Origin of the sequence: Mesorhizobium ciceri WSM4083 (assembly GCF_000519305.1) — a bacterium.
Classification (GTDB): domain Bacteria; phylum Pseudomonadota; class Alphaproteobacteria; order Rhizobiales; family Rhizobiaceae; genus Mesorhizobium; species Mesorhizobium ciceri_B.
On record NZ_KI912610.1, the window covers coordinates 442,851 to 466,435 of the forward strand.

A 23,585-nucleotide genomic window follows, 5' to 3' on the forward strand; every position below is an offset into this window, starting at 1 on the left:
GCAAGCGGCTTATAAGGCACCGTCCCCAGGCGCTCCACAGGAGCGTCCGACAAGGCGGCCGCAGGAGCGTCCGTCAACTGCCTGCGGGTGTGCCCGCCAAAAAGACCACGGAGCCTACCTTGACCGATACGACAGCGGCCAGCGTCGCCCCACCGGCGACCACCAGTCACGCTTCAGCCCAGGCGACGGCCTTCACCGTCATCCTGGCGGTGAGCTTTTGCCACTGCATCAACGACATCATGCAGTCGCTGCTATCGGCCATTTACCCGCTCCTGAAAGAGAATTATGGCCTCGATTTCTGGCAGATCGGCTTGTTGACCTTCACCTTCCAGGTGACCGCGTCGCTGCTGCAGCCCGTGATCGGCATGATCACCGACAAGCGGCCAATGCCCTATTCGCTGCCCTACGGCATGGCGTCATCGCTGATCGGCCTGATCGTGCTCGCCTATGCCGGGCATTATTCGCTGCTCCTGATCGGCGCCTCGCTGATCGGCATCGGCTCCGCGATCTTCCATCCGGAATCCTCGCGCATCGCCCGCTTCGCCTCCGGCGGCCGCTTCGGCCTGGCGCAGTCGCTGTTCCAGGTTGGCGGCAATTTCGGACAGTCCATGGGGCCGCTGCTGGCGGCCTTCATCGTCGTGCCGTTCGGCCAGACCAGCATTTCCTGGTTCGCCATCGGCTCGCTGATCGGCATCATCGTCTTGTGGCAGGTCGGCGGCTGGTACAGCCGGCTGCGTGCCGCGCAGGGCACCCGCAAGGCGCCAAGCTTCGTTTCGCCCTTCCCGCGCCGCAAGGTGATGAACGCATTGATCGTGCTGACACTGCTGGTGCTGAGCAAGAATGCCTACATCGCCAGCCTCGCCAGCTACTACACCTTTTATTCCATGCATAAGTTCGGCGTTTCGGTGCAGATGAGCCAAGTCATGCTGTTCCTGTTCCTCGGTGCCTCGGCGCTGGGCATCCTGCTCGGCGGCCCGTTCGGCGACCGCTATGGGCAGAAGGCGATGATCTGGTTCTCCATCGTCGGCGTGCTGCCTTTCACGCTCGCCTTGCCCTACGCCAATCTGGAATGGACGATGGTGCTGACGGTGCTGATCGGGCTGATCCTGTCCTCGGCCTTCTCCAACATCGTCGTCTTTGCGCAGGAACTCGTGCCGGGCCGCGTCGGCATGATCGCCGGCATCTTCTTCGGCTTCGCCTTCGGCATGGGCGGCATCGCGGCGGCCGTGCTCGGCGTCGTCGCCGACATGAAGGGCATCGATTATGTCTTCCAGATCTGCTCCTATTTGCCGTTCCTTGGATTGCTGACCGTGTTCCTGCCGAACATGAAGGAAGCACGCAAGGCGCAGGCAGCCGCCTAGATCAGGCGGGGCTGAACCCACAAACTGCACCCGCCTGAGGGCGGGTGCTTTGTAGTCCCTTCGGAAAGGCCTTAAGCCTTGAAGAAGGCCAGCAGGTCGGCGTTGATGACGTCCGCATGGGTCGTGGCCATGCCGTGCGGGAAGCCCTTGTAGACCTTGAGTTCGCCCTTCTTGAGCAGCTTGATCGTCAGCAGCGCCGAGTCGGCGATGGGAACGATCTGGTCGTCGTCGCCGTGCATGACCAGCACAGGCACGTCGATCGCCTTCAGATCCTCGGTGAAGTCGGTTTCCGAGAAGGCCTTGATACAATCATAATGCGCCTTGGTGCCGCCCATCATGCCCTGGCGCCACCAATTGTCGATGACGCCCTGCGATACCTCCGCACCGGGGCGATTGAAGCCGTAGAACGGACCTGATGGAACGTCGCGGAAGAACTGGGCGCGATTGGCTGCCTGGGCGGAGCGGAAGCCATCGAAAACCTCGATCGGCAGGCCGTCGGGATTGGCCGCGGTCTTGAGCATGATTGGCGGTACCGCGCCGATCAGCACTGCCTTGGCGACACGACCGCCGGCGCCATATTGAGCGACATAACGTGCCACTTCGCCGCCGCCGGTCGAATGGCCGACATGAATGGCGTTCTTGAGACCCAGATGGGCGGCAAGTTCCGCCACATCGGCGGCATAGGTATCCATCTCGTTACCGATATCCGTCTGGGTCGAGCGGCCGTGGCCTCGGCGATCATGGGCAATGACACGGTAGCCCTGTGACAGGAAGAACAGCATCTGGGCGTCCCAATCGTCGCTGCTCAACGGCCAGCCGTGATGAAAGACGACAGGCTGCCCGGTCCCCCAGTCCTTGTAGTAAATCTGGGTTCCGTCCTTGGTGGTGATCGTGCCGCTGCCGGAGCTGGGCTTGGTTTGCGAGGTCATCTCAATCTCCTTCTGGTAATTTCCGCGATAAACAATATCGCGATAACGATACAGCTAACGAGGCCCAAAACCCTTGTCTACAAAAATATGTATCGCGATATCATTTTTCGTGGTATCGAATTGATGCCCATTGGCAAAAGGAATGCGCCGTGCCTCTCCCGTTGGACAATCAGCTCTGTTTCACGCTCTATGCCACCAGCATGGCGATCAACCGCACCTACAAGCCGATGCTGGACGAGATGGGCATCACCTATCCGCAGTACCTGGTGCTGAACGCACTTGGAGAGGCCGACGGCATGTCGGTCGGCACCATCGCCCACAGGCTCGCTCTGGAATCGAGCACCGTCACGCCGTTGGTGAAGCGAATGGAACAGGCCGGGCTGGTGACCCGCCAGCGCAGTCAGACCGACGAACGCCAGGTGCAGGTCGATCTGACATCAGCCGGGCGCGGGCTGCTGGTGCAATGCACCTGTCTGAACGAGACCTTGGTCGAACGCTCGGGCATGACGCTGGCCGAGCTCGATGCCTTGAACCGGCAGATCCAGGCGCTACGCAACGCGTTGACCGGCGACCGGTAGCCCCTACGTAGCCGCTTGGCCAGTCATGGGTTGATTGCAATCAGCACGGCTTTTGAGGGCGGCTAAGCCAAACGTCGGAAAGAGGCCACCATCATGCGGACTTAAGCACGGCAAATGACCGTTTGCGCATGGCCCGCTTTGCCTGGAAACTGACGGCGGGAGCGGGGCGGCCGACATGGAAGCCCTGGATCTTGTCTATGCCGAATTCGCGCATCAGAGCCATCTGTTCGTCGGTTTCCACCCCTTCGACCAGGATCTTGTGGCCGCGATTTCGAACCAGGGTGATGATGTCCTGCAGCATCGCCTTGCCGCTCAGGGAGCTGCAGTCGTGCAGAAAAGAGCGGTCGATCTTCACCGTGTCGAAATCGATCAGGCGAAGCCACGAAAGGCCCGCAAAGCCCGTCCCGAAATCATCAAGCCATATCTTGATCCCGAGCAGCTTCAGGTCGCTGATGCAGCGCAGAATGTCCGAGTGCATCTCCATCTCCAGCCCTTCGGTGATCTCGAAGGCCAGCCTGCTGCCGGCGACGCCGGTTTCGCCCAGAATGGTCGCGACAGACGTTGCGAAGCCAGGCGTCTTAAGCTGGATCGGGGAGACGTTGACGCTGACGACACGGACGTGGTCGTCAGCCAGGAGTTCGGCGCACACCGTCCTTATCGCCCAACGCCCGAGTTCCAGGATCGCGCCTGTTCGTTCCGCGACGGGAATGAACAGGCTCGGCGGAACCGATGTGCCGTCCAGCATTTTGAGGCGCATCAGAGCCTCTACCGCTTCAACCCGGTCCGATTTGACATCCTGGATAGGCTGATAAACCAGTGAAACGAGATTCTGGCCGATCGCTATCTTCAGCAAAGCCGCAATGTTCTCGCTCTCGTCGCTGCTTTGCGGATCGGTTGGGTCGAACAGCCGGGCACAGTTTCGGCCACCGGCTTTTGCCAGATAAAGCGCGCGGTCGGCCTCGTGGATGATCTTCTCAAGCTTGGCGCCGGTCTGCGTCCTGGTGAATGCCGCGCCAACGCTCACGGTTACGATCGAGACGCCGTCGCGCCGCAGCTCGTGCGTCAGCGCCAGGTTCTCGACCGTACTGCAAATGGCTTCCGCTATATCCAGGATCTGCTCTTTTTTCTCCATGCGAGCCAGGACGATGAACTCTTCACCGCCATAGCGGCCTATGGAGCCATTGTACTGTTTGATCATCTCGCTAAGGGCATTGGCGACATGGATCAGGCAGCGGTCGCCTTCCTGATGGCCGTAGCAGTCGTTGAATTTCTTGAAGAAGTCCACGTCGATGAGGATTGCCCCGAAACTGGTGCCGACCTTTTGCCAATCGCTCCAGTAGTCCCGCAGCTTCTCGTCGATCGCGCGCCGGTTCTCCAGACCTGTAAGCGGATCGGTCCGCGACAATCTCAGCAGGGCCTTGCCGCGTTCGGTCGCCTCATTGTGCTGGATCTTGGCTTCCAGGGCATTCAGGAAGACGTTGTAGCGTTCCTCATTCAGCTTCCAGTTCACATACGAGGTGAACGTGAAACAGGATATATAGAAAGCCCCGAATACCATTTTGTATGTAAGGGTTGAAGGAACGAAATAATTCACGATGTAAAGTATGCACAATATTATTGCGGAAGTTACGATGGAAAGCTTGAAATTGAACGTAAAGAAAAGGTTTGCGCTCATCATGAATATGGTCCCGAAGACCATATAGTAGGAGACGCTTTCCTTGTCCGCGCCAAGAACCGCTGGGCACAACCAACCAACATAGCCGAAGATGATGGCTCCGGCACAGGTCACGTCGAGCCATTCCGTTCCAATCCCCCGGCGAAGCTGTGCTTCGAGGATCAAAAGCGCGCTCAAGCCGACCGCGAAGCGCGCCGTGATCGTGTAGGCCGCAACATCCGGGATCAGCAGCAGATCGGTTGCCGAAAACAAGAGATAGATGGCAACCGCGATCCAAAGCCCTGGCCTGGCTTCTCCTCTTCGCGTCGCCTGCGCTTCGGTGCGGTAAAGGGTGCGGAGCTCGTCGGCGCTCAGTTCATAGCGCGGCTCGTACGGCTCCGCATCAACCGCATCGACCAACACGGATGACAGGTGTTCGTTCATCACAATAGACCCCGTTTGAAAGGGATTTTGTTTTCCGAACTCATTTCCAGCTTCTGCCCCCACGCGGGCCGGCTCCTTAGGACGGGACGGCGATTGCGACGCCGGGCAAACAAATGCAATCGGGCAAGACAAGTTTCCGTTAACTCGAACCCGGAATTCGGGCCGGAAGCCGTCTAAAGAGGAACATGGTTTGCGGGAAATTAATCATAAAGATAAAATGCCGTCGGCCCGACATTGGCAAAGGGAGCATTCTACGCAATAAGTTAACCGACTGTTAACTATGGAGTGATGGCGTGCAGACCGTTCTTGATGGCAAAAGCTTGATTACTGCCGAGATGCTCGCCGGCACGCTGCCTCGGGGAAAGCTCGAGCATCATGGGGAGGCGTTCGAAACCGCGCGCGCGGAGCTGGCGCTCATTCTCCACGCGACACAGCAGCAGATCGAACAGGACAAGAACCCCGCCGAGATCGTCGGTCGCTTGCTGTCCTTCCTCAATGGCCTGCATTCCAAGGTTCATCCCGACGTTTGGCATGCGTTGATACCGGTGGCGCAGAACCATCCGATCCTGAAGTATTTTCTCGAGGATCCGCTGACGCACTGGTCCTTCACCAAGCCCAGGGGCTATTCCGGCGACGCGCAGTTGCTTGATTACATCTATTGCGATCCGCACGTGGCAGAGAGCGTGGCGAACGCCTCGGAGGTCGGCAAGGCGCTCTATAGCCATACCCAGAACGTACCGTCATGCGTCGCTGCGCGGGAACGGCGCGATCTCTTGACCCGATATGTCGATGAGATCGCAACCAAGAATGGACCGCAAACCGAGGTCCTGGCGATCGCGGCCGGCCATTTGCGCGAGGCCAATCGCTCGGTCGCCCTGGCGGAGGGCCGTCTCAAGCGCTGGGTTGCGCTCGATCAGGATCCCCAGAGCGTCGGATTGATCTCACGCGACTTCCAGGGCACCGTGGTCGAAGCCATCGACGGCTCGGTGCGAACCGTGCTCACGCGGGGCCACAAGCTCGGCAAATTCGATTTCATCTACGCCTCCGGCCTTTACGACTACCTCGCCCACAACGTCGCCGTGAAACTCACGAAAACCTGCCTGCAGATGCTGAAGCCGAACGGGACGTTCCTGTTTGCAAACTACGCCGAGGGCACGCCTGACGCCGGCTACCGGGAGACATTCATGGACTGGGTGTTGCTGCTGCGATCGGAGATCGATATGTGGAACATCGTCAATGCCAGCGTCGACCGCAACACCGTCGAGGCGCAGGTGTTCTTCGGCGAGAACCGCAACGTGCTTTATGCCGTCATCGAAAAGCGCGGATAGCGCCCCCCTGGACTGCACCAGGCCGGGCGTGCCTTTGGCTTGCACCTCCGGCCGCCTTCCGCTATAGAGCCGCCACCCGCGTAGACACCCTTGGAGGCAACGCGGCGGAAGGCCGCCTTCCCGCATGATCCCGAAAAGTGGATTCCGGTTTTCGGACCAGATCATGCATGGGTATGTCGGCTTTCGACGTTTACGGTCCAGGCTCTGCCAACCGTGAGCGCTCCAGAACAAACCGAAAGGAAATGCCATGAGCCACGACACTTACGAGCTCAAGGCCGAAGCACGCGAACAGGTCGGTAAGGGGTCCGCCCGTGCAGTTCGCCGCAACGGTAAAGTGCCTGCAGTAATCTATGGTGACAAGCAGCCTCCCCTGGCTATCGCGCTCACCTACAAGGACATCTACTACAAGATCCATGGCGGCGGGTTCCTGACCACGATCGCCACGATCGATGTCGACGGCAAGAAGATCCAGGTCCTGCCGAAGGACTTCCAGCTCGACCCGGTCAAGGATTTCCCTGTCCATGTCGACTTCCTGCGCATCGGCAAGGACACCCAGGTCAATGTCGACGTGCCTGTCCACTTCATCAATGAGGACAAGTCGCCCGGCATCAAGCGCGGCGGCGTGCTCAACATCGTCCGTCACGAAGTCGAGTTCCACTGCCCGGCCAATGCGATCCCGGAATTCATCACCGTCGATCTCACCGGCGCCAACATTGGCGACTCGATCCACATCTCGGCGGTCAAGCTGCCGGCTGGTGTGAAGCCTGTGATCTCCGACCGCGACTTCACCATCGCGACTATTGCCGGTTCGTCGGCGATGAAGCCGGAGACGGAAGAGACGGCTGAAGCGGCTGCACCTGAAGCGGCTCCTGCCGCCGAAGAGAAGTAACTCTTTCCCGCCCGGAGCAGACGATGCTTGTCTTTGCAGGCCTCGGCAATCCGGGCGCGAAATATGCCAACAACAGGCACAATGTCGGTTTCATGGCGGCGGACGCAATCGCCCGCCGCCATTCCTTTTCGCCCTGGTCGAAGAAATTCCAGGGCCTGATCGCCGAGGGCACGCTCGGCGGCGAAAAGATCGTCCTGATCAAGCCGCAGACCTTCATGAACCTGTCCGGCCAGTCGGTCGGCGAAGCGCTGCGCTTCTACAAGCTCGAGCTTTCCGCGCTCACCGTCTTCTATGACGAGATCGACCTTGCCGAAGGCAAGCTGCGCATCAAGACCGGCGGCGGCGCCGGCGGCCACAATGGCATCCGCTCGATCGACGGCCATGTCGGCAATGCCTATCGCCGCGTGCGCATCGGCGTCGGCCATCCCGGCGTCAAGGAAATGGTCCAGCATCATGTGCTCGGCGATTTCGACAAGGCCGACCGCGAATGGCTCGAACCGCTGCTCGACGCGATCGCCGACAACGCCGCCATGATCGCCAAGGGCGACGAATCCGGTTTCATGAACAAGGCCAGCCTCGCCGTTCAGGGCAAGGCCGGCGCGGAACCGGAAAAGCCGGCGCCAAAGCAGCAAGGCTCAAAGCAGCAGAGCCACATCCGCCAGGCCCGCCCGCAACAGGTGCCCGCCAAGCTGCCGGAATCCGGCCCGATGGCCGCCATGCTGAAGAAGCTGTTCGGCGGCAAGGACTGAGCGGGATCGGCGCCGCAGGGCTTGACGTTCATCACCCCTATCGCCCATAGCCCTGATCAAATTTCGATTTTCCCGATAGGACCGATAACAATGGGTTTCAAATGCGGCATCGTTGGCTTGCCCAACGTCGGCAAGTCGACGCTTTTCAACGCGTTGACCAGGACGGCGGCGGCGCAGGCCGCCAACTATCCGTTCTGCACCATCGAACCGAACACCGGCGAGGTCGCGGTGCCCGATCCGCGCCTGCAGAAGATCGCGGCCATCGGCAAGTCGAAGGAGATCATTCCGACCCGCATCTCCTTCGTCGACATTGCCGGCCTGGTGCGTGGCGCCTCGAAAGGCGAAGGGCTGGGCAACCAGTTCCTTGCCAACATCCGCGAGGTCGACGCCATCGTGCATGTGCTGCGTTGCTTCGAGGATGACGACATCACCCATGTCGAAGGCCGCATCGACCCGGTGGCCGATGCCGAGACGGTCGAAACCGAGCTGATGCTCGCCGATCTCGACAGCCTCGAGCGCCGCATCGTGCAATTCCGCAAGCGCGCCGGCAGCAAGGACAAGGAAGCAACCACCGTGCTGCCGATGATGGAGGCGGCGCTCGAACTGCTGCAAGCCGGCAAGCCGACCCGCGTCCTGCTCAAGGGCATCTCGGCGGAAGACCTGCGCATCCTGCAGGGGCTCAATCTTTTGACCTCGCACCCGGTCCTCTACGTCTGCAACGTCGCCGAAGCCGACGCCGCCACCGGCAACGAGCACACCAAAGTCGTGGAGAACATGGCTGCGGCGCAAGGCGCCAGCACCGTCGTCATCTCGGCCGCGATCGAGGCCGAGGTCGCCCAACTCTCCGATGAGGAAGAGATGGAATTCCTGTCCTCGCTCGGCCTCGACGAGCCCGGCCTGAACAAGGTGATCCGCGCCGGCTACGAGTTGCTGCACCTCATCACCTATTTCACCGTCGGGCCGAAGGAGACGCGCGCCTGGACCATCCATAAGGGCGACAAGGCCCCTCAAGCCGCCGGCGTCATCCACACCGATTTCGAGCGCGGCTTCATCCGCGCCCAGACCATCGCCTACAACGACTTCGTTACATTGGGCGGCGAAGTGGCGGCCAAGGAAGCCGGCAAGGCGCGCGACGAAGGCAAGGAATATGTCGTCCAGGACGGCGACATCCTGCTGTTCAAGTTCAATACTTGACGCCTCGGCGGCCGGGCATCCAAAACATCTCGGCGAGCTGTCTGCGAAGCTTTCTCGACGAGTTTTCCAAGCGGACGGCGGCCATCCGCCGGACGGCAGCTTGTCTTGATTTTGTCATGTCACAGGTCTAAGCGGCAGACGCACGGTCGGCGCTGGCGCCGAGAACCGTGGCAATCCGACACGACGCGTCCATTCTGAACGCACCCTTTGACCCCAGCAAGGGATATCAGGCGATGATCAAGGCCTTCGTCGTGGACAATGACCGCCTGCGCGCCGTCGACGATCTCTTGCAAGACGGCGACAATGTCGTCTGGGCCGACCTGCTCAACCCGTCAAAGGAAGAGGAAGCGACGATCGAGACCTGGCTCGGCGTTGCCATTCCGACGCGCGAGGAGATGGAGGAGATCGAGATTTCGAGCCGCCTCTATGTCGAGGACGGCGCCTATTTCATGACCGCCACCCTGCCCGCCCAGACCGAGGTCGACGATCCCCTGATGTCGCCTGTCACCTTCGTGCTCGCCGGCACCAGGCTGATCACCGTGCGCTATCACGAACCGAAAGCGTTCAAGACCTTTCCGCAGCGCGCCGAGAAGGTGGCGACCGGCTGCACCAGCGGCGACACCATCCTGATCGGCTTGCTGGAGGCGATCGTCGACCGCCTCGCCGATATTCTGGAACGTGCCGGCCGCGACATCGAGGCAATCTCGCGCGATATCTTCGAAGCGCGCTCGACCAAGGTTTCCAAGCGCAATCGCGACTTCCAGGAGTTGTTGAAAGCCATCGGCCGCAAGGAAGACATCGCGTCTTCGATCCGCGACAGCCTTATCTCGCTGCAGCGCCTGGCAGGCTTTTTCGCCCATGCCTCGACCCGCACCAAGATGAGCAAGGACACCAAGGCGCGCATCAAGACGCTGTCTCGCGACGTGCTGTCGCTCGCCGACCACGCCACCTTCCTGTCGCAGAAGATCTCCTTCCTGCTAGACGCCACGCTCGGCATGATCTCGATCGAGCAGAACGCCATCATCAAGATCTTCTCGGTCGCCGCCGTCATTTTCCTGCCGCCGACGCTGGTCGCCTCGATCTACGGTATGAATTTCGACGTCATCCCGGAGCTGAAATGGGAACTTGGCTATCCCTTCGCCATCGCCATGATGGTGCTGTCGGCGATCCTGCCCTTCTGGTATTTCCGCCGCCGCGGCTGGCTCTGAGTGGCCTTGTCGATCGGCTGCCCCAGGCTGGCGCAGTAGAAATCGCTTGACCAAATGAACGCCGGCCTGCATCCGGAAACCCCGATCCTGGGGATTGTGGGTCGACAAGCCGGATTCCAGACCATGACTGCAGAGATAAAGACATGGGCCTATGAGGACTTCATCGAGGGCGCATCGATCGACCTCGGCTCGAAACTCGTGAGTGCCGCCGAGATCGTCGAATTCGCCGGAGAATTCGACCCACAGCCGATGCATCTCGACGAGGAGGCCGGCAAGGCCAGCATCCTCGGCGGGCTGGCCGCGTCGGGCTGGCACACCTGCGCCATGTTCATGCGCATGCTGTGCGACGCGTTCCTGCTGGACTCGACCTGCCAGGGCGCGCCCGGAGTCGATCAGGTCAAATGGAAGAAGCCGGTCCTGGCCGGCGACCAACTGACCGGGACCCTGGTGGTTGTTGCCAAGCGCCTGTCGAAATCGAAGCCGCAACTCGGCTTCGTCACCATGCGCAGCGAACTGTTCAACCAGCGTGGCGAAAGCGTCTTCGAACTCGAGAACTCGGTCATGTTCCTAACGCGCGATGCCGCGGGGAGCTAAGCATGACACTGGACGAGTTCTTCCGTATCGGCACCACCGTCACGCTCGGCTCGCACACATTCGAGCCCGAGGCGATCAAGGTCTTCGCCCGCAAATACGATCCGCAAATCTTCCATATCGACGAGGAGGCTGCAAAGAAAAGCGTGCTCGGTGGGCTCTGCGCATCCGGCTGGCACACGGCCGCGACCTGGATGAAACTCAATCTGGAAAACCGTATGGACGCCGAGATCGCTGCGTGGAGCGGTCCCGGTCCGGTACCGGAATTCGGCCCCTCGCCCGGCTTCAAGAACCTGAAATGGCTGAAGCCGGTCTATGCCGGGCAAACCATCACTTTCACGCGCACCGCGCTGTCGCACCGCCCGATCGCCTCACGCCCCGGCTGGCGGCTTCTGGCGCTGCGTTCGGAAGCTTTCGATTCCACCGGCGACAAGGTGCTCGAGTTCGAAAGCGCCGTTCTGGTGAAGGTGGAGTAGCTTTTTCCTTCGCCCCGTTTACGGGGAGAAGGTGCCCGAAGGGCGGATGAGGGGCGGCGCCAGCGTTGGTGTCTTAAACTCGACGGTCGTACTTACCCATCACCCTGCTCCGCTCGCGTTGCTCGCTTCGCTTCCCTCTCCCCGTAAACGGGGCGAGGGAGAAACCTAATGTCCTTCGAACCCTATCAGCGTCCTGACCGGCACGCCGAGCGCCTCCAGCTTGGCGCGGCCGCCGAGGTCCGGCAAGTCGATGACGAAACAGGCGGCGAGGATGTCGGCGCCGATCTGGCGCAGCAGCTTGACCGCCGCTTCCGCGGTGCCGCCGGTGGCGATCAGATCGTCGACAAGGATCACCTTCTCGCCCGGAGCAACGCCGTCCTTGTGCATCTCCATCTCGTCCAGCCCATATTCCAGGCTATAGGCGACGCGCACCGTCTCGTAGGGCAGCTTGCCTTTCTTGCGGATCGGCACGAAGCCGGCCGAGAGCTGATGGGCGACGGCGCCGCCAAGGATGAACCCGCGTGCCTCGATGCCGGCGATCTTGTCGATCTTCTGGCCGGCATAGGGATGCACCAGTTCGTCGATGGCGCGGCGGAAGGCGCGCGCATTGCCGAGCAGGGTGGTGATGTCGCGAAACAGGATGCCGGGCTTGGGATAATCCGGAATGGTACGGATCGCGGCAAGCAGCGTGTCTTCAAGGGAGGATTTCATGGTTCGAGATTACCTGAAACGGAGGTTGTTGCGCGACAATTGTTCGATCGAACTGCAGCCCATCAGCTTCATGCCGCGTTCGATCTCGACCCGCATCTGCTCAAGCGCCCGTTCGACGCCGGGCTGGCCGGCCGCCGCGAGCGGAAACAGATAATAGCGGCCGAGCCCAACGGCCTTGGCACCGAGCGACAGCGCCTTCAGCACATGGGTCCCGCGCTGCACGCCGCCATCCATGATGACGTCGATCCTGTCGCCAACGGCGTCGACGATCTCGGCAAGCTGGTCGAACGCCGCCCGCGAACCGTCCAGCTGCCGGCCGCCATGGTTCGACAGCACGATGCCGCTGCAGCCGATGTCGACGGCGCGTCTTGCATCCTCCACCGACATGACGCCCTTGAGGCAGAACGGACCCGCCCAAAGCTTGACCATCTCGGCGACGTCGTCCCACGTCATCGACGGGTCTAGCATCTCGGTGAAGTAGTGGCTGATCGACATCGTGCCGCCACCCATGTCGACATGCTCGTCGAGCTGCGGCAGCTTGAACCCCTCATGGGTGAAATAGTTGATCGCCCAGGCCGGCTTGAGCGCGAACTGCGCCATTCCGGCGAGGTTGAGCTTGAAGGGAATGGCAAAGCCGGTGCGTTTGTCGCGCTCGCGGTTTCCTCCGGTGATGCTGTCGACGGTCAGCATCATCACCTCCACGCCGACCGCCTTTGCCCGCTGCATCATCGCCCGGTTAAGACCGCGATCCCGGTGGAAATAGAACTGGTAGACCTGCGGGCTGCTGCTGATGCTGCGCGCCTCCTCGAGGCTGACGGTGCCCAGCGAGGAGACGCCGAACATGGTGCCGTATTTGGCGGCGGCCCTGGCAACCGCGCGCTCCCCCTGATGGTGGAACAGGCGCTGCAAGGCGGTCGGCGAGCAATAGAACGGCATCGCCAGCTTCTGGCCCATGACCGTCACCGACATGTCGACCTCGCTCACCCCGCGCAGCACGTTGGGAACCAGATCGCAGGTCTCGAAGCTTTCGGCGTTGCGGCGGTAGGTGACCTCGTCGTCCGCCGCGCCGTCGATGTAATTGAAGATCGGCCCCGGCAGCCGCTGCTGCGCCATCCGCCGGAAATCGGAAAAGTTGTGACAGTCGCTGAGCCGCATCATCGAATTCCAAAGGCCATGCCGGGGCAAGTCGCTCGCCGCCGTTGATGCGTCGAATATCAACCTGATGCCGCCATGCCAACGGACTATTTTTCGAGCTGCCCTCCGGACATGGCCATGAGCAAAAAAAGGGACGCCGAAGCGCCCCTTTCTGGTCTAATCCGGCTGACGAGGATTACATGCCGAGATCGGAACGAAGCTCGGCCCTGGCCACTTCATATTCAGCCTTGAAGTCGTCCCGGTTGAGCAGGACTGCGGCAATGACGCTGCCGGAAATCCTGCCCATCTCGACATCGGACGCAAAATGGATGCCGCCAACCACGCGGTTGTGAGCGTATTTGCTCGCGCGTGCCATGATCTCGGCGCGCTTTTCCGGTACCATGTCGGACAGAATGATGCCCATCATGGTGCCGACGGTGGCGTGGCCGGACGGCCAGGAACCGGAACTCGACAGCTTGACCGCCGGCTTGACGAGGTCGCTGAGCTGGTGCGGGCGCGGGCGCTTCCAGACATCCTTGGCCGGATCGACGACGGCGCCTTCGGTGGCAACGACGCGATCGAAGAAGGCGCTGAATTTTGGCAGCGTTTCCTTGTTGAATTTCGGCCCCATGACGTCGGCAAAGCGCCAGACATTCTCCTCGGCGTCGGCCACGGCGCTGGCTACCATCTCGGGCGTGCGTGTGACCTGCAGCGTCAGCACCTCGCCGAGTTCGGCCTTGGTCTGTGCCGAATCGTTTGCCGGCGGCGGCGGCAGGATCATCGTCAGGTCGATATCCTTGTTGGTGACGAAGGGCTGGGCGTCTTCCGCTTGCGCGGCCGAGCCGACGATGAGCAGCAAAAGGCCTGCCGCGAGCGATGCGTATCTTTTCATGAATGCGATCCTTTGATGAGAGCAGCACAGGATCGCCGGATGCGGTGACGGCCATGTGACACGACCGGCATCCGGAAATGCAAAAGGGCGCCTCTCGGCGCCCTTTGCGTTCACTTGATTGTGTGGCCTGGAGAAATTCCAGGAAAAGTGTGAAACGGTTTTCCGTCCGGAATTGCGCCAAAACAAGGAGCTGGAGCGGTTCCCCGTTTCCGTGAAACGGTGAACCGGTCTAGTGGGCCACGCCTTCCCACACCTTGCGCTTGGTGAGATAGACCAGCGCGCCGAACAAAAGCAGGAACACCAGAACGCGAAAACCGGTCTTCTTGCGGTCTTCCATATGCGGCTCGGCCGCCCACGCCAGGAAGGCGGAGACGTCGCGGGAATACTGGTCCACGGTCTGCGGCGCACCGTCATCATAGGTCACCTGGCCGTCGGAGAGCGGGTTGGGCATCTTCAGCGACACGCCGGACATGAAGTACGGATTGTAGTGGGTGCCTTCCGGGATGACCATGCCGGCAGGCGGTGTCTCGTTATAGCCTGTCAGCAGCGAGTGGATATAGTCGGGCCCGCCCGCGTCATACTGGGTGAAGATGTCGAAGACGAATTGCGGAAAGCCGCGCTCGACGCCGCGCGCCTTGGCCAGCAGCGACATGTCGGGCGGAGCAGCACCGCCATTGGAGGCAGCGGCGGCTTCCTCATTGGCAAAGGGCGGCGGGAAGTGGTCGGACGGCTTGCCGGGACGGTCGAACATGTCGCCGGCATCGTTGGGGCCGTCGTGGATCGTGTACTCGGCCGACAGCGTCTTGATCTGCGCATCGGAATAGCCGAGGTCCGACAGCGTGCGGAACGCCACCAGGTTCATCGAATGGCAGGCCGAGCAGACTTCCTTGTAGACCTTGAGGCCACGCTGCAGCTGCGCCTTGTCGTAAGTGCCGAATGGGCCGGTGAAACTCCAGTCCATTTCCTTCGGCTCGTCGATCGGGAAATGCGTCGGATTGGCCACATTGTGTGCCTCTTCGGCGGCGATCGCCCGAGTGCCCGCGGCCCCAGCGGCGACAGCCACAAGGCCGATCAGCGCCAGCGAGGTGAGAATCTTTTTCATGCCAAATCCCCTTAGATTCTCTACCCGCTCAGCCTTTGGTTTCCGGAGCCGCCGTAGCGCCCGCCGGATGTCCGCTGCCGCCCTTGTTCTTCTCGAGCACCGCCTCGGTGATCGAATTCGGCAGCCGTCGCGGCGTCTCGATCAGGCCGAGCACCGGCAGCGCGATCAGGAAGAAGGCGAAGTAGAACAATGTCGCCATCTGCGCCATGAACACATAGCTGCCTTCCGCCGGCTGCGAGCCCAGCCAGCCAAGCAGAATGGCATCGGCCACGAACAACCAGAAGAACAGCTTGTACCAGGGCCGGTAAACCGCCGAGCGCACCTTCGAAGTGTCGAGCCACGGCACCAGGAACAACATGACGATGGCGCCGAACATGCATAGCACGCCGCCGAGCTTGGAGTTGATCGGCCCGACATTGAAGGTGATGGCGCGCAGGATCGCGTAGAACGGCAGGAAATACCATTCGGGCACGATGTGGGCCGGCGTCTTCAGCGGGTTGGCGACGATGTAGTTGTCGGGATGGCCGAGATAGTTCGGCAGGTAGAAGACGAAATAGGCGAAGAAGAACAGGAACACGATCATGCCGAACGCGTCCTTGATGGTCGCGTAGGGGGTGAAGGCGACGGTGTCGGTCTTGGACTTGACCTCGATGCCCGTCGGGTTCGACTGGCCGACGACATGCAGCGCCCAGATGTGCAAAACGACGACGCCGGCAATCATGAACGGCAACAGATAGTGCAGCGCAAAGAAGCGGTTCAGCGTCGGGTTGTCGACGGCAAAGCCGCCGAGCAGCAGCTGCTGGATCCAGTCGCCGACCAGCGGAATGGCACTGAAGAAGCCGGTGATGACGGTGGCGCCCCAGAAGCTCATCTGGCCCCATGGCAGCACGTATCCCATGAAGCCGGTCGCCATCATCAGGAGATAGATGATGCAGCCGAGGATCCACAGCAGCTCGCGCGGCGCCTTGTAGGAGCCGTAATAGAGGCCACGGAAGATGTGGATGTAGACGGCGACGAAGAAGAACGAGGCGCCGTTCGAATGCATGTAGCGCAGCAGCCAGCCCGAATTCACGTCGCGCATGATCTTCTCGACCGAGCCGAAGGCCAGATTGGTGTCGGCCGTGTAGTGCATGGCCAGCACGATGCCGGTCAGGATCTGCGCCACCAGCATGATCGACAGGATGCCGCCAAACGTCCAGGCGTAGTTGAGGTTGCGCGGCACCGGATAGGCAACGAAGCTGTCATAGACCAGCCGCGGCAGCGGCATGCGGGCGTCGAACCAGCGTCCGAGACCGGTTTTGGGCGTATAGGTCGAGTGTCCCTCGCTCATCGAAATATCCCCTGCCTCAACCGATAAGGATCTTGGTATCGGAAATGAACTTGAATACCGGAACCGCCATGTTCTCAGGCGCCGGGCCTTTGCGGATGCGGCCGGCCGTATCGTAGACCGAGCCGTGGCACGGGCAGAACCAGCCGCCGAAATCGCCTTCCTGGCCAAGCGGAATGCAGCCGAGATGCGTGCAGACCTGAACCATCACCATCCAGGCTTCCTTGCCGGGCGTGGTGCGATTGGCATCGGTCGCGGGTGCGTCGGCCGGCAGATTGGCGTTGCGCGCGATCGGGTCCTTGAGATCGGCCAGCTTGACCGCCTCGCCGTCCTTCATTTCCTGTTCGGTGCGGTTGCGGACCACGACCGGCTTACCGCGCCATTTGACGATCAGCGACATGCCCGGCGTCAGCGAGGCAACGTCGACTTCGACCGAGGCGAGCGCCAGCGTCGAGGCGTCAGGGCGCATCTGGTCGATGAACGGCCACGCGAAAGCACCCGCGCCGACCACTGCGGCCATGCCGGTGGCGACGTAGAGAAAATCACGACGGTTGGGATCCTGGGTGTCGGTTGCGCTCACGGGTGCCTGATCCTTTCGCCTCTTCCGTGCCGGTGGTTGAGCCTTGTTCCCCGCTCAATTACGCCAACCCGACAGCGCATGGCGAACAGGCTTGCGAATTCCTCCGGCATTTGGACTTCGGTTTATGCGTGAAGCCCGTTTTTGTCCAGACGGGTGAAGGCACAAGGGCAGATTGTCGCGGGGGTTCCGCACAGCGATGAATTTGACGGGCTTGGCTGAATGTAGCAATATGTCTACATCTTCTCCAGGGAGGTGCTGAAATGAACATCTCGACGAAGACGATCACCATCATGTCGAGCCGTGAATTCAACCAGGACACGGCGCTTGCCAAGCGGGCTGCCAGGAACGGACCGGTCATCATCACCGACCGTGGCAAGCCATCCCATGTGCTGATGTCGATGGAGGAATTTGAGAAACTGAAAGCCTTGGGCAAATCAGAGAAGCATAGAAGCCTTGCGGACGTTCTGGCGGATGATCGGCCGGAAGCGGATTTTGATTTCGAAATCCCGCAACTCAAGGGCTTTTCCCTGCGTCCGCCCGAGTTCGACTGATGTATCTGCTCGATACGAATGTCATTTCCGAACTCAGGCGAAGGGACCGATGCGACCCGAACGTTCGGACCTGGGCAGAGGACCGAAATCCAGCCGAATTTCATGTTTCGGCCGTCAGTATTCTCGAAGCCCAGATCGGCGCTCTGAGAGCCGAGCGAAAGGACACGAAGAAAGCAGCCGTTCTGCGCGCCTGGATCGACGGATTGGTTGCCGAAATTGCAGAGCGCATATTGCCCGTGGATCTCGCTGTCGCGCTGCGCTGCGCACCCCTCCACGTTCCGGATCCAAAGCCAGACCGCGACGCCTACATCGCCGCCACAGCGCTCGTCAATAATTTGACGGTCGTGACTCGCAACACGAGGGATTTCGAAGGTACCGGCGTGAAGCTTTTCAATCCATGGATACCGGCGAAGGGTTAGGGCCCATGGCACATATCATCGACCGCGACACCTGGGCCGTTCGCTCCGACCATTGGAAGGGCGAATTGCAATGTGGCGCCTACGGCTCCAACTCCTGCCTGATCTTCAACCACCTGCCTGATGTCGGCGGCGGTCCACGGCTGCACACACATCCCTACGCGGAGATTTTCATCATCCGCCAGGGCACCGGCCTGTTCACCGTCGGCGACCAGGAGATCGAGGCATCCGCCGGCCAGATCCTGATCGTGCCGCCCAACACGCCGCACAAATTCACCAATCTCGGCCCAGGCCCGCTGGAAACGACCGACATCCATGAAAACGGCAGCTTTATCACCGAATGGCTGGAGTGATCCCTATTTCGCGCCGAGCCTGGCCAGCACCGCTTTCGGGATGTTGTATTCACGAATGACGGCATCGTGCTTGCGCAAGCCGCACAGCTCGCGCTGGATGAAATAGCCATGCACCGCCTCGGCGGCATCCTTGAGCAGCCGGGGGCGCAGTTGCTCGTCGGCATTGTCGCGCAGCCTGGCCAGCGTTTCCTCTACCCGCTGGCCGGCGCGGCCAAGTGCTGCCGCCTTTTCCGCCAATATTTCATGGCCGAGCGCGTCGAAGGCGGCTTCGGCAGCGGTAGCACTCGTTGGACCGTGAGGGGATCGCAGAGACATTCAGCGGGCCTCCAAGTCCTTAGCTTCAGGAAAAGACAAAATAGGAGCGAAATCGTATCTCCAAAAATCCACAACGGAAATAATGTGTCCATCCGAAAACGCGGACACCAAAACGCCCATACCGTCGATATCCGTGTAGGTGAAATCAGAGATGAGTCGCGGCTTGGCCGCCAAAGAATATCCAACAGTTACGACTTCGAAGCTTCCCATGCCCCCATCGTCCAGTGTTGTAAACGAGACGGCGACCGGCGTGGAAAGCCCCGAACAGTCGGAGAGGAATGTAAGCAAGCCAAACCGTAACTCATTGAGCGCTTCAGTCTGAAGCGGCAAGACAGCAGTCATAAAAGCTACTCCGCCGGGCGTGTCTCTTCGAGCACGCTGTCCTCGTGATAGAGAAAACCGCCGGACTGCCGCTTCCAGAGCCGCGCATAGAGCCCGTCGAGCGCCACCAACTCGTCATGCGTGCCTTGCTCGACGATGCGGCCGCCATCGAGCACCACCAGCCGGTCGAGTGCCGCGATCGTCGACAGCCGGTGGGCGATGGCGATGACCGTCTTGTTTTCCATCAGCCGCGTCAGATTCTCCTGGATCGCCGCCTCGATGTCGGAATCGAGTGCCGAGGTCGCTTCGTCGAGGATCAGGATCGGCGCATCCTTGAGAAACACGCGGGCGATCGCCACGCGCTGGCGCTGGCCGCCCGACAATTTGACGCCGCGCTCGCCGACAAAGGCCTCGTAGCCGGCGCGGTCCCTGTTGTCGCGCAAGGTCAGGATGAACTCGTGCGCCTCGGCCTTTTTCGCCGCCGCGATCACCTCCGCATCGGTCGCGTCAGGCATGCCGAGCTTGATGTTGTCGCGCAGTGAACGGTGGAACAGCGCCGTGTCCTGGCTGACGACGCCGATATTGGCGCGCAGCGAATTCTGCGTGACTTTGGCGACATCCTGGCCATCGATGGTGATCGACCCGCTCTCCAGATCGTAGAGCCGCAGGATCAGGTTCGCGAGCGTCGTCTTGCCGGCCCCGGACGGCCCGACCAGCCCGACCTTCTCGCCCGGCTTGACGACAAGGTCGATGCCGTTCAGCACGCCGAAACCTTTGCCGTAATGGAACTCGACGTTGTTCACCTCGATACGACCGCCTGCCACCACGAGTTCCTTGGCGTCGGGCGCATCGGTGAGGCCGAGCGGCTGCGAAATCAGCGCCTTGGAGTTCTCCAGCACGCCGAGGTTTCGCAAGATGCTGTTGAGCTGCATCATCAGCCGACCGAGCAGCATGTTGAGCCGCAGCACCAGCGACAGGGTGAAGGCAACCGCGCCGACGGTGATCGAGCCCTCGACCCAGAGATAGACGGCAAAACAGCCGATCGCCGTGATCATGATGCCCGACAGCGTCGTCAGCGCCATGCGCACGCCCGTCAGCCGGCGGGTGAACGGGCGCAATGCGTCGAGGTAGATGTCGAAACCGTTCCTGATGTAGCGATCGTCGCCGTCGGCCGAGAACAGTTTCAGCGTCTGCACGTTGGAATAGGAATCGACGATGCGGCCGGTGATCATCGAGCCGGCCTCGGCGGTTTCCTCGGCATGCTTGCGGATTGCCGGCAAATAGAGCTTGGCCAGCCAAGCGAAAGCGGAAATCCAGATCACCACCAGCACCGCCAGCCTGAGATCGAGGCCTGCGACCAGCGCCAGCGTCGTCACCGTGTAGACGATCATGAACCAGACGACCTCGATGAAGCTTTCCATCAGGTCGCCGGTGGCTTGCCCCGCCTGCCAGACCTTTGTCGCGATGCGGCCGGCGAAATCGTTCTGGAAGAAGGCGTAGGACTGGCGCGAGACATGCCGGTGAGCCTGCCAGCGCACCAGATTGTAGAAGCCCGGCGTGATCGTCTGTTCGTCGACCAGGGCAGAAAGGCCAACGACAACGGTGCGGATGACCAGCACCACCACGGCCATGAAAACCAGTTCAGGGCCGGCGGCGGCCCACAATGCGTGCCAGCTGCGCTCGGCGGGAAGCTGGTCGAGAATATCGACCAGCCGCCCGACGAAGTAGAACAGACCGGCCTCGACCAGCGGCGCGATGCCGCCGATGACCAGCATGGCGAAGAAGGCGAACTTCGCCTGGCCGACATAGTGCCAGAGAAAACCGCCGACGCTGGTCGGTGGCCGAAGATTCGCTGGCTCCCTGAACGGATAGACCCAGTTCTCGAACCAGCGATAGACGGCTGTCATCATGCGGCGGCCATCATTCTGCGGCTTGCCCCTTTGCAAGTGCGTCGTTGGCGGCGTCGGCGGGACCGTCCTCAAGCAGGAACCCGCCCGACTGGCGCTGCCAGAGCTGCGCGTAGAGCCCGCCCTTGGCGACGAGTTCCTCGTGCGAACCTTCCTCGATGACACGCCCCTTGTCCATCACCACCAGCCTATCCATCGCCGCGATGGTCGACAGCCGGTGCGCTATGGCGATGACGGTTTTGCCTTGCATGAGCTTGTAGAGATTCTCCTGGATCGCCGCCTCGGCTTCGGAATCAAGCGCCGAGGTCGCTTCGTCAAGGATAAGTATAGGTGCGTCCTTCAACATAACGCGAGCAATCGCGACGCGTTGCCGCTGGCCACCGGACAATTTGACGCCGCGGTCACCGACATGGGCATCGAAGCCCTTGCGGCCGCTGGCATCCGAAAGCCCTGATATGAAGTCCAGCGCCTCGGCGCGCCGCGCCGCCTCGACAAGCATCTCGTCGGTGGCATCGGGCCGGCCATAAAGGATGTTCTCGCGCACCGAACGATGCAGCAGCGATGTGTCCTGCGTGACCATGCCGATCTGCGCACGCAGCGAATCCTGCTTCACACCGGCGATCTCCTGGCCGTCGATCAATATCTGCCCGGCTTCGAGGTCGTAGAAGCGCAGCAACAGGTTGACCAGCGTCGACTTGCCGGCGCCGGAGCGGCCGACGATGCCGACCTTCTCGCCCGGCTTCACCGCCAGCGACAGGCCTTCGATCACACCCTTCTGCTTGCCGTAGTGGAAGCGGATATCCTCGAAGCGGATCTCACCCCTGGAAACGCTGATCTCCTTCGCGTCCGGCCTGTCCTCGACAAGGCGCGGCAGCGAAATCGAGGCAATGCCGTCCTGCACCGTGCCGATGTTCTCGAACAGGCCCGACATTTCCCACATGATCCATTGCGACATGCCCCACAACCTGAGCACAAGGCCGATGACCACGGCGACCGCGCCGATCGTCACGGCTTGCCCCAGCCACAGCCACAGCGCCATCGCGGTCACCGAGAACAAGAGCAGCGCGTTCAGTATGTAGAGCGAGCCGAAAAGCACTGTCACCAGCCGCATCGACCGGTAGACCGTTTCGAGAAAGCCGGACATGCCGTCTTTGGCGAATGACGCTTCGCGGCGCGCGTGGCTGAACAGCTTGACCGTCTGGATGTTGGAGTAGCTGTCGACGACCCGGCCTGTCATGATCGAGCGCGCATTGGCCTGTTCCTCGCCGACCTTGCCCAGCCGGGGAATGAAAAAACGCAGCAAAAGGATATAGCCGACCAGCCAGACGCCGAGCGGCGCGGCCAGCCGCCAGTCGGCCGAGCCGACGATGAGCAGCATGCCGAGGAAATAGACGATAACGTAGTTCAGGACGTCGATCACCTTGATGACGCACTCGCGCACGGCGAGAGCCGTCTGCATCAGCTTGGTCGCGATGCGGCCGGCGAACTCGTCCTGGTAGAAACTCATCGACTGCTTGAGCAGATAGCGGTGCACCTGCCAGCGGATGCGCATGGGATAATTGCCCATCAGCGTCTGCTGATTGAGGAGCGAATGCAGCCATACCGTGCCCGGCAGCGCGAACAGCACGATGAAGGCCATGCCGGCGAGCTTCCAGGCTTCCGTCTGCAGGAAGGTTTCGCGATTCTGCCCCGACAGCCAGTCGACGATGCGCCCGAGGAAGCCGAACATCCATACTTCCGCGATCGCGATGGCCGTCACCAGCACCGCGTCGAAAAGAATGTAGGGCCACGCGCCGCGCGTATAATGCACGCAGAAGGCAACCAGCGTCTTGGGCGGCTCGACCGGTTCCGCCGCGGGGAACGGATCGAGCCTTTTTTCAAACCAGCTAAACAACAACATAGGTCATGCCTGTGAAATGTGTTTGCCGCTTACGCGGCACGTGAGCGTACGAAGTCCCCGGAACCCATGGCGTCAAGGGCCGACGGTCTGGAATCATCCGGACCGTCGGCCTGCTTCGCGCAATATAGGGGCTCGCGGGCTTTTCGCCGACAGGCGCGCCTGACGATCCTGACGGCGCACTGTTCACGATCCGGATTTTCGCGCCGGGCCGGATCAAACGGATGATCCGGCGCACCAGCGACGGCCGGCCCGGGTCGGGAACCGCGCGCGAGAAATCGACGTCCGGCAGCATGCCGCGATGTGGCCGGCGGCGGATCTCGGCGTGAACCGCCGACGAATAGGTATCGCCGATCAGCAGCGCCCAGGTAGGCAGTCGGTGGATATGCAGGCTCCTTGAGCCCGGTATTCTGTAGGGATCGAACATCGGTCCGTCCTCCGTGTGAAAATAGAGATAAAAAGGCGAAGCAATTTCGTCCGCCGGCATTCGGCCGGAGGCACGCATTGCGTCGGTCTGAACATGACGACGATCGTCGGTCCGGACACGATGGCGAGCATCGGTCTGGACAGGTTCAGGTGGGGCGTTCAGCCCTTTTGACTTTTTGAAAAACATCGCAGGATTCCTTCAAGAGCCGGAAAATCGTTTCGGCGGGAATCGGTGCGATCAAGTCTTAGAGA

Annotated in this window: 25 protein-coding genes; 12 read left to right on the forward strand and 13 right to left on the reverse strand. The window is 61.2% G+C overall.

What is annotated here, in order from left to right; genetic code table 11:
- Positions 1-119: 119 nt before the first annotated feature.
- Positions 120-1,361 (forward strand): MFS transporter, encoded by a 1,242-nt coding sequence (locus MESCI2_RS0128200; protein WP_032901482.1) that lies wholly within the window; start codon positions 120-122, stop codon positions 1,359-1,361.
- A 71-nt stretch (positions 1,362-1,432) separates the two neighbouring features.
- Here MESCI2_RS0128200 and MESCI2_RS0128205 read toward each other — a convergent pair whose 3' ends face one another.
- Positions 1,433-2,290 carry an alpha/beta fold hydrolase gene (locus tag MESCI2_RS0128205; protein ID WP_027039390.1) on the reverse strand — a complete coding sequence of 286 codons (858 nt, stop codon included), beginning with the start codon at positions 2,288-2,290 and terminating at the stop codon, positions 1,433-1,435.
- A gap of 149 nt (positions 2,291-2,439) precedes the next feature.
- Between MESCI2_RS0128205 and MESCI2_RS0128210 the strand changes: the two genes are divergently transcribed.
- Positions 2,440-2,868 (forward strand): MarR family winged helix-turn-helix transcriptional regulator, encoded by a 429-nt coding sequence (locus MESCI2_RS0128210; RefSeq protein WP_027039391.1) that lies wholly within the window; start codon positions 2,440-2,442, stop codon positions 2,866-2,868.
- Positions 2,869-2,959: 91 nt separating this feature from the next.
- On the opposite strand, the gene MESCI2_RS01000000135825 is transcribed toward MESCI2_RS0128210, so the two are convergent.
- Positions 2,960-4,966: a putative bifunctional diguanylate cyclase/phosphodiesterase gene (locus MESCI2_RS01000000135825; protein WP_032901407.1), complete on the reverse strand. Its 2,007-nt coding sequence runs from the start codon at positions 4,964-4,966 to the stop codon at positions 2,960-2,962.
- Between the two features lie 293 nt (positions 4,967-5,259).
- On the opposite strand from MESCI2_RS01000000135825, the gene MESCI2_RS0128220 reads away from it, so the two are divergent.
- The 7 genes from MESCI2_RS0128220 (at position 5,260) to MESCI2_RS0128250 (ending at position 11,401) form a co-directional block, all read left to right on the forward strand.
- Positions 5,260-6,294, forward strand: coding sequence for a class I SAM-dependent methyltransferase (locus MESCI2_RS0128220; RefSeq protein WP_027039392.1), 1,035 nt, complete (start codon positions 5,260-5,262; stop codon positions 6,292-6,294).
- A gap of 247 nt (positions 6,295-6,541) precedes the next feature.
- Entirely contained in the window at positions 6,542-7,183 is a 642-nt protein-coding gene (locus tag MESCI2_RS0128225) for a 50S ribosomal protein L25/general stress protein Ctc (protein WP_023809827.1), read from the forward strand.
- A 23-nt stretch (positions 7,184-7,206) separates the two neighbouring features.
- On the forward strand, positions 7,207-7,932 hold the full coding sequence (gene pth, locus MESCI2_RS0128230) for an aminoacyl-tRNA hydrolase (protein ID WP_027039393.1): 726 nt from the start codon (positions 7,207-7,209) through the stop codon (positions 7,930-7,932).
- A 90-nt stretch (positions 7,933-8,022) separates the two neighbouring features.
- Positions 8,023-9,126 carry a redox-regulated ATPase YchF gene (ychF, locus tag MESCI2_RS0128235; protein ID WP_027039394.1) on the forward strand — a complete coding sequence of 368 codons (1,104 nt, stop codon included), beginning with the start codon at positions 8,023-8,025 and terminating at the stop codon, positions 9,124-9,126.
- 233 nt (positions 9,127-9,359) lie between these two features.
- Entirely contained in the window at positions 9,360-10,334 is a 975-nt protein-coding gene (corA, locus tag MESCI2_RS0128240; RefSeq protein ID WP_027039395.1) for a magnesium/cobalt transporter CorA, read from the forward strand.
- A gap of 123 nt (positions 10,335-10,457) precedes the next feature.
- Positions 10,458-10,928, forward strand: coding sequence for a MaoC family dehydratase (locus MESCI2_RS0128245; protein ID WP_027039396.1), 471 nt, complete (start codon positions 10,458-10,460; stop codon positions 10,926-10,928).
- Positions 10,929-10,930: 2 nt separating this feature from the next.
- Positions 10,931-11,401 (forward strand): MaoC family dehydratase, encoded by a 471-nt coding sequence (locus tag MESCI2_RS0128250; protein ID WP_027039397.1) that lies wholly within the window; start codon positions 10,931-10,933, stop codon positions 11,399-11,401.
- A gap of 165 nt (positions 11,402-11,566) precedes the next feature.
- Here the strand turns inward: MESCI2_RS0128250 and MESCI2_RS0128255 are convergent, their stop codons facing one another.
- From MESCI2_RS0128255 to petA, 6 genes are all read right to left on the reverse strand, one after another.
- Complete coding sequence (locus MESCI2_RS0128255; RefSeq protein ID WP_013529989.1) at positions 11,567-12,112, reverse strand: adenine phosphoribosyltransferase; 546 nt, start codon at positions 12,110-12,112, stop codon at positions 11,567-11,569.
- Between the two features lie 9 nt (positions 12,113-12,121).
- Positions 12,122-13,267 carry an alpha-hydroxy acid oxidase gene (locus MESCI2_RS0128260; protein WP_027039398.1) on the reverse strand — a complete coding sequence of 382 codons (1,146 nt, stop codon included), beginning with the start codon at positions 13,265-13,267 and terminating at the stop codon, positions 12,122-12,124.
- 175 nt (positions 13,268-13,442) lie between these two features.
- The gene (locus tag MESCI2_RS0128265) at positions 13,443-14,138 is read right to left on the reverse strand and encodes an acid phosphatase (protein WP_027039399.1); all 696 of its coding nucleotides are present in this window, start codon (positions 14,136-14,138) and stop codon (positions 13,443-13,445) included.
- Between the two features lie 229 nt (positions 14,139-14,367).
- Positions 14,368-15,240, reverse strand: coding sequence for a cytochrome c1 (locus MESCI2_RS0128270; RefSeq protein WP_027039400.1), 873 nt, complete (start codon positions 15,238-15,240; stop codon positions 14,368-14,370).
- A 28-nt stretch (positions 15,241-15,268) separates the two neighbouring features.
- On the reverse strand, positions 15,269-16,570 hold the full coding sequence (locus MESCI2_RS0128275) for a cytochrome b (RefSeq protein ID WP_013529985.1): 1,302 nt from the start codon (positions 16,568-16,570) through the stop codon (positions 15,269-15,271).
- A gap of 16 nt (positions 16,571-16,586) precedes the next feature.
- Positions 16,587-17,147, reverse strand: coding sequence for a ubiquinol-cytochrome c reductase iron-sulfur subunit (petA, locus tag MESCI2_RS0128280; RefSeq protein ID WP_027039401.1), 561 nt, complete (start codon positions 17,145-17,147; stop codon positions 16,587-16,589).
- Between the two features lie 260 nt (positions 17,148-17,407).
- Here petA and MESCI2_RS0128285 point away from each other — a divergent pair, with 260 nt between their 5' ends.
- From MESCI2_RS0128285 to MESCI2_RS0128295, 3 genes are read left to right on the forward strand one after another with little or no spacing between them, the layout of a single operon-like run.
- Positions 17,408-17,698 (forward strand): type II toxin-antitoxin system Phd/YefM family antitoxin, encoded by a 291-nt coding sequence (locus MESCI2_RS0128285; RefSeq protein WP_027039402.1) that lies wholly within the window; start codon positions 17,408-17,410, stop codon positions 17,696-17,698.
- Complete coding sequence (locus tag MESCI2_RS0128290) at positions 17,698-18,117, forward strand: type II toxin-antitoxin system VapC family toxin (protein ID WP_032901408.1); 420 nt, start codon at positions 17,698-17,700, stop codon at positions 18,115-18,117. The genes MESCI2_RS0128285 and MESCI2_RS0128290 overlap by 1 nt, the downstream gene beginning before the upstream one ends.
- Before the next feature lie 5 nt (positions 18,118-18,122).
- A complete protein-coding gene (locus tag MESCI2_RS0128295) occupies positions 18,123-18,467 on the forward strand; it encodes a cupin domain-containing protein (protein WP_027039404.1) in 345 nt (114 codons plus the stop codon).
- A gap of 3 nt (positions 18,468-18,470) precedes the next feature.
- On the opposite strand, the gene MESCI2_RS0128300 is transcribed toward MESCI2_RS0128295, so the two are convergent.
- Genes MESCI2_RS0128300 through MESCI2_RS01000000135835 form a run of 5 tightly spaced genes read right to left on the reverse strand, consistent with a single transcriptional unit; the run spans position 18,471 to position 23,520 of the window.
- A complete protein-coding gene (locus tag MESCI2_RS0128300) occupies positions 18,471-18,782 on the reverse strand; it encodes a DUF6665 family protein (RefSeq protein WP_027039405.1) in 312 nt (103 codons plus the stop codon).
- Positions 18,783-19,124, reverse strand: a complete 342-nt coding sequence (locus MESCI2_RS0128305; protein ID WP_027039406.1) for a DUF6984 family protein — start codon at positions 19,122-19,124, stop codon at positions 18,783-18,785.
- 5 nt (positions 19,125-19,129) lie between these two features.
- A complete protein-coding gene (locus MESCI2_RS01000000135830; RefSeq protein ID WP_032901409.1) occupies positions 19,130-21,013 on the reverse strand; it encodes an ABC transporter ATP-binding protein in 1,884 nt (627 codons plus the stop codon).
- 10 nt (positions 21,014-21,023) lie between these two features.
- Positions 21,024-22,910 carry an ABC transporter ATP-binding protein gene (locus tag MESCI2_RS0128315; protein ID WP_032901410.1) on the reverse strand — a complete coding sequence of 629 codons (1,887 nt, stop codon included), beginning with the start codon at positions 22,908-22,910 and terminating at the stop codon, positions 21,024-21,026.
- Positions 22,897-23,520 carry a hypothetical protein gene (locus MESCI2_RS01000000135835; RefSeq protein WP_245270486.1) on the reverse strand — a complete coding sequence of 208 codons (624 nt, stop codon included), beginning with the start codon at positions 23,518-23,520 and terminating at the stop codon, positions 22,897-22,899. Before MESCI2_RS01000000135835 ends, MESCI2_RS0128315 begins: the two co-directional genes overlap by 14 nt.
- Positions 23,521-23,585: the final 65 nt, after the last annotated feature.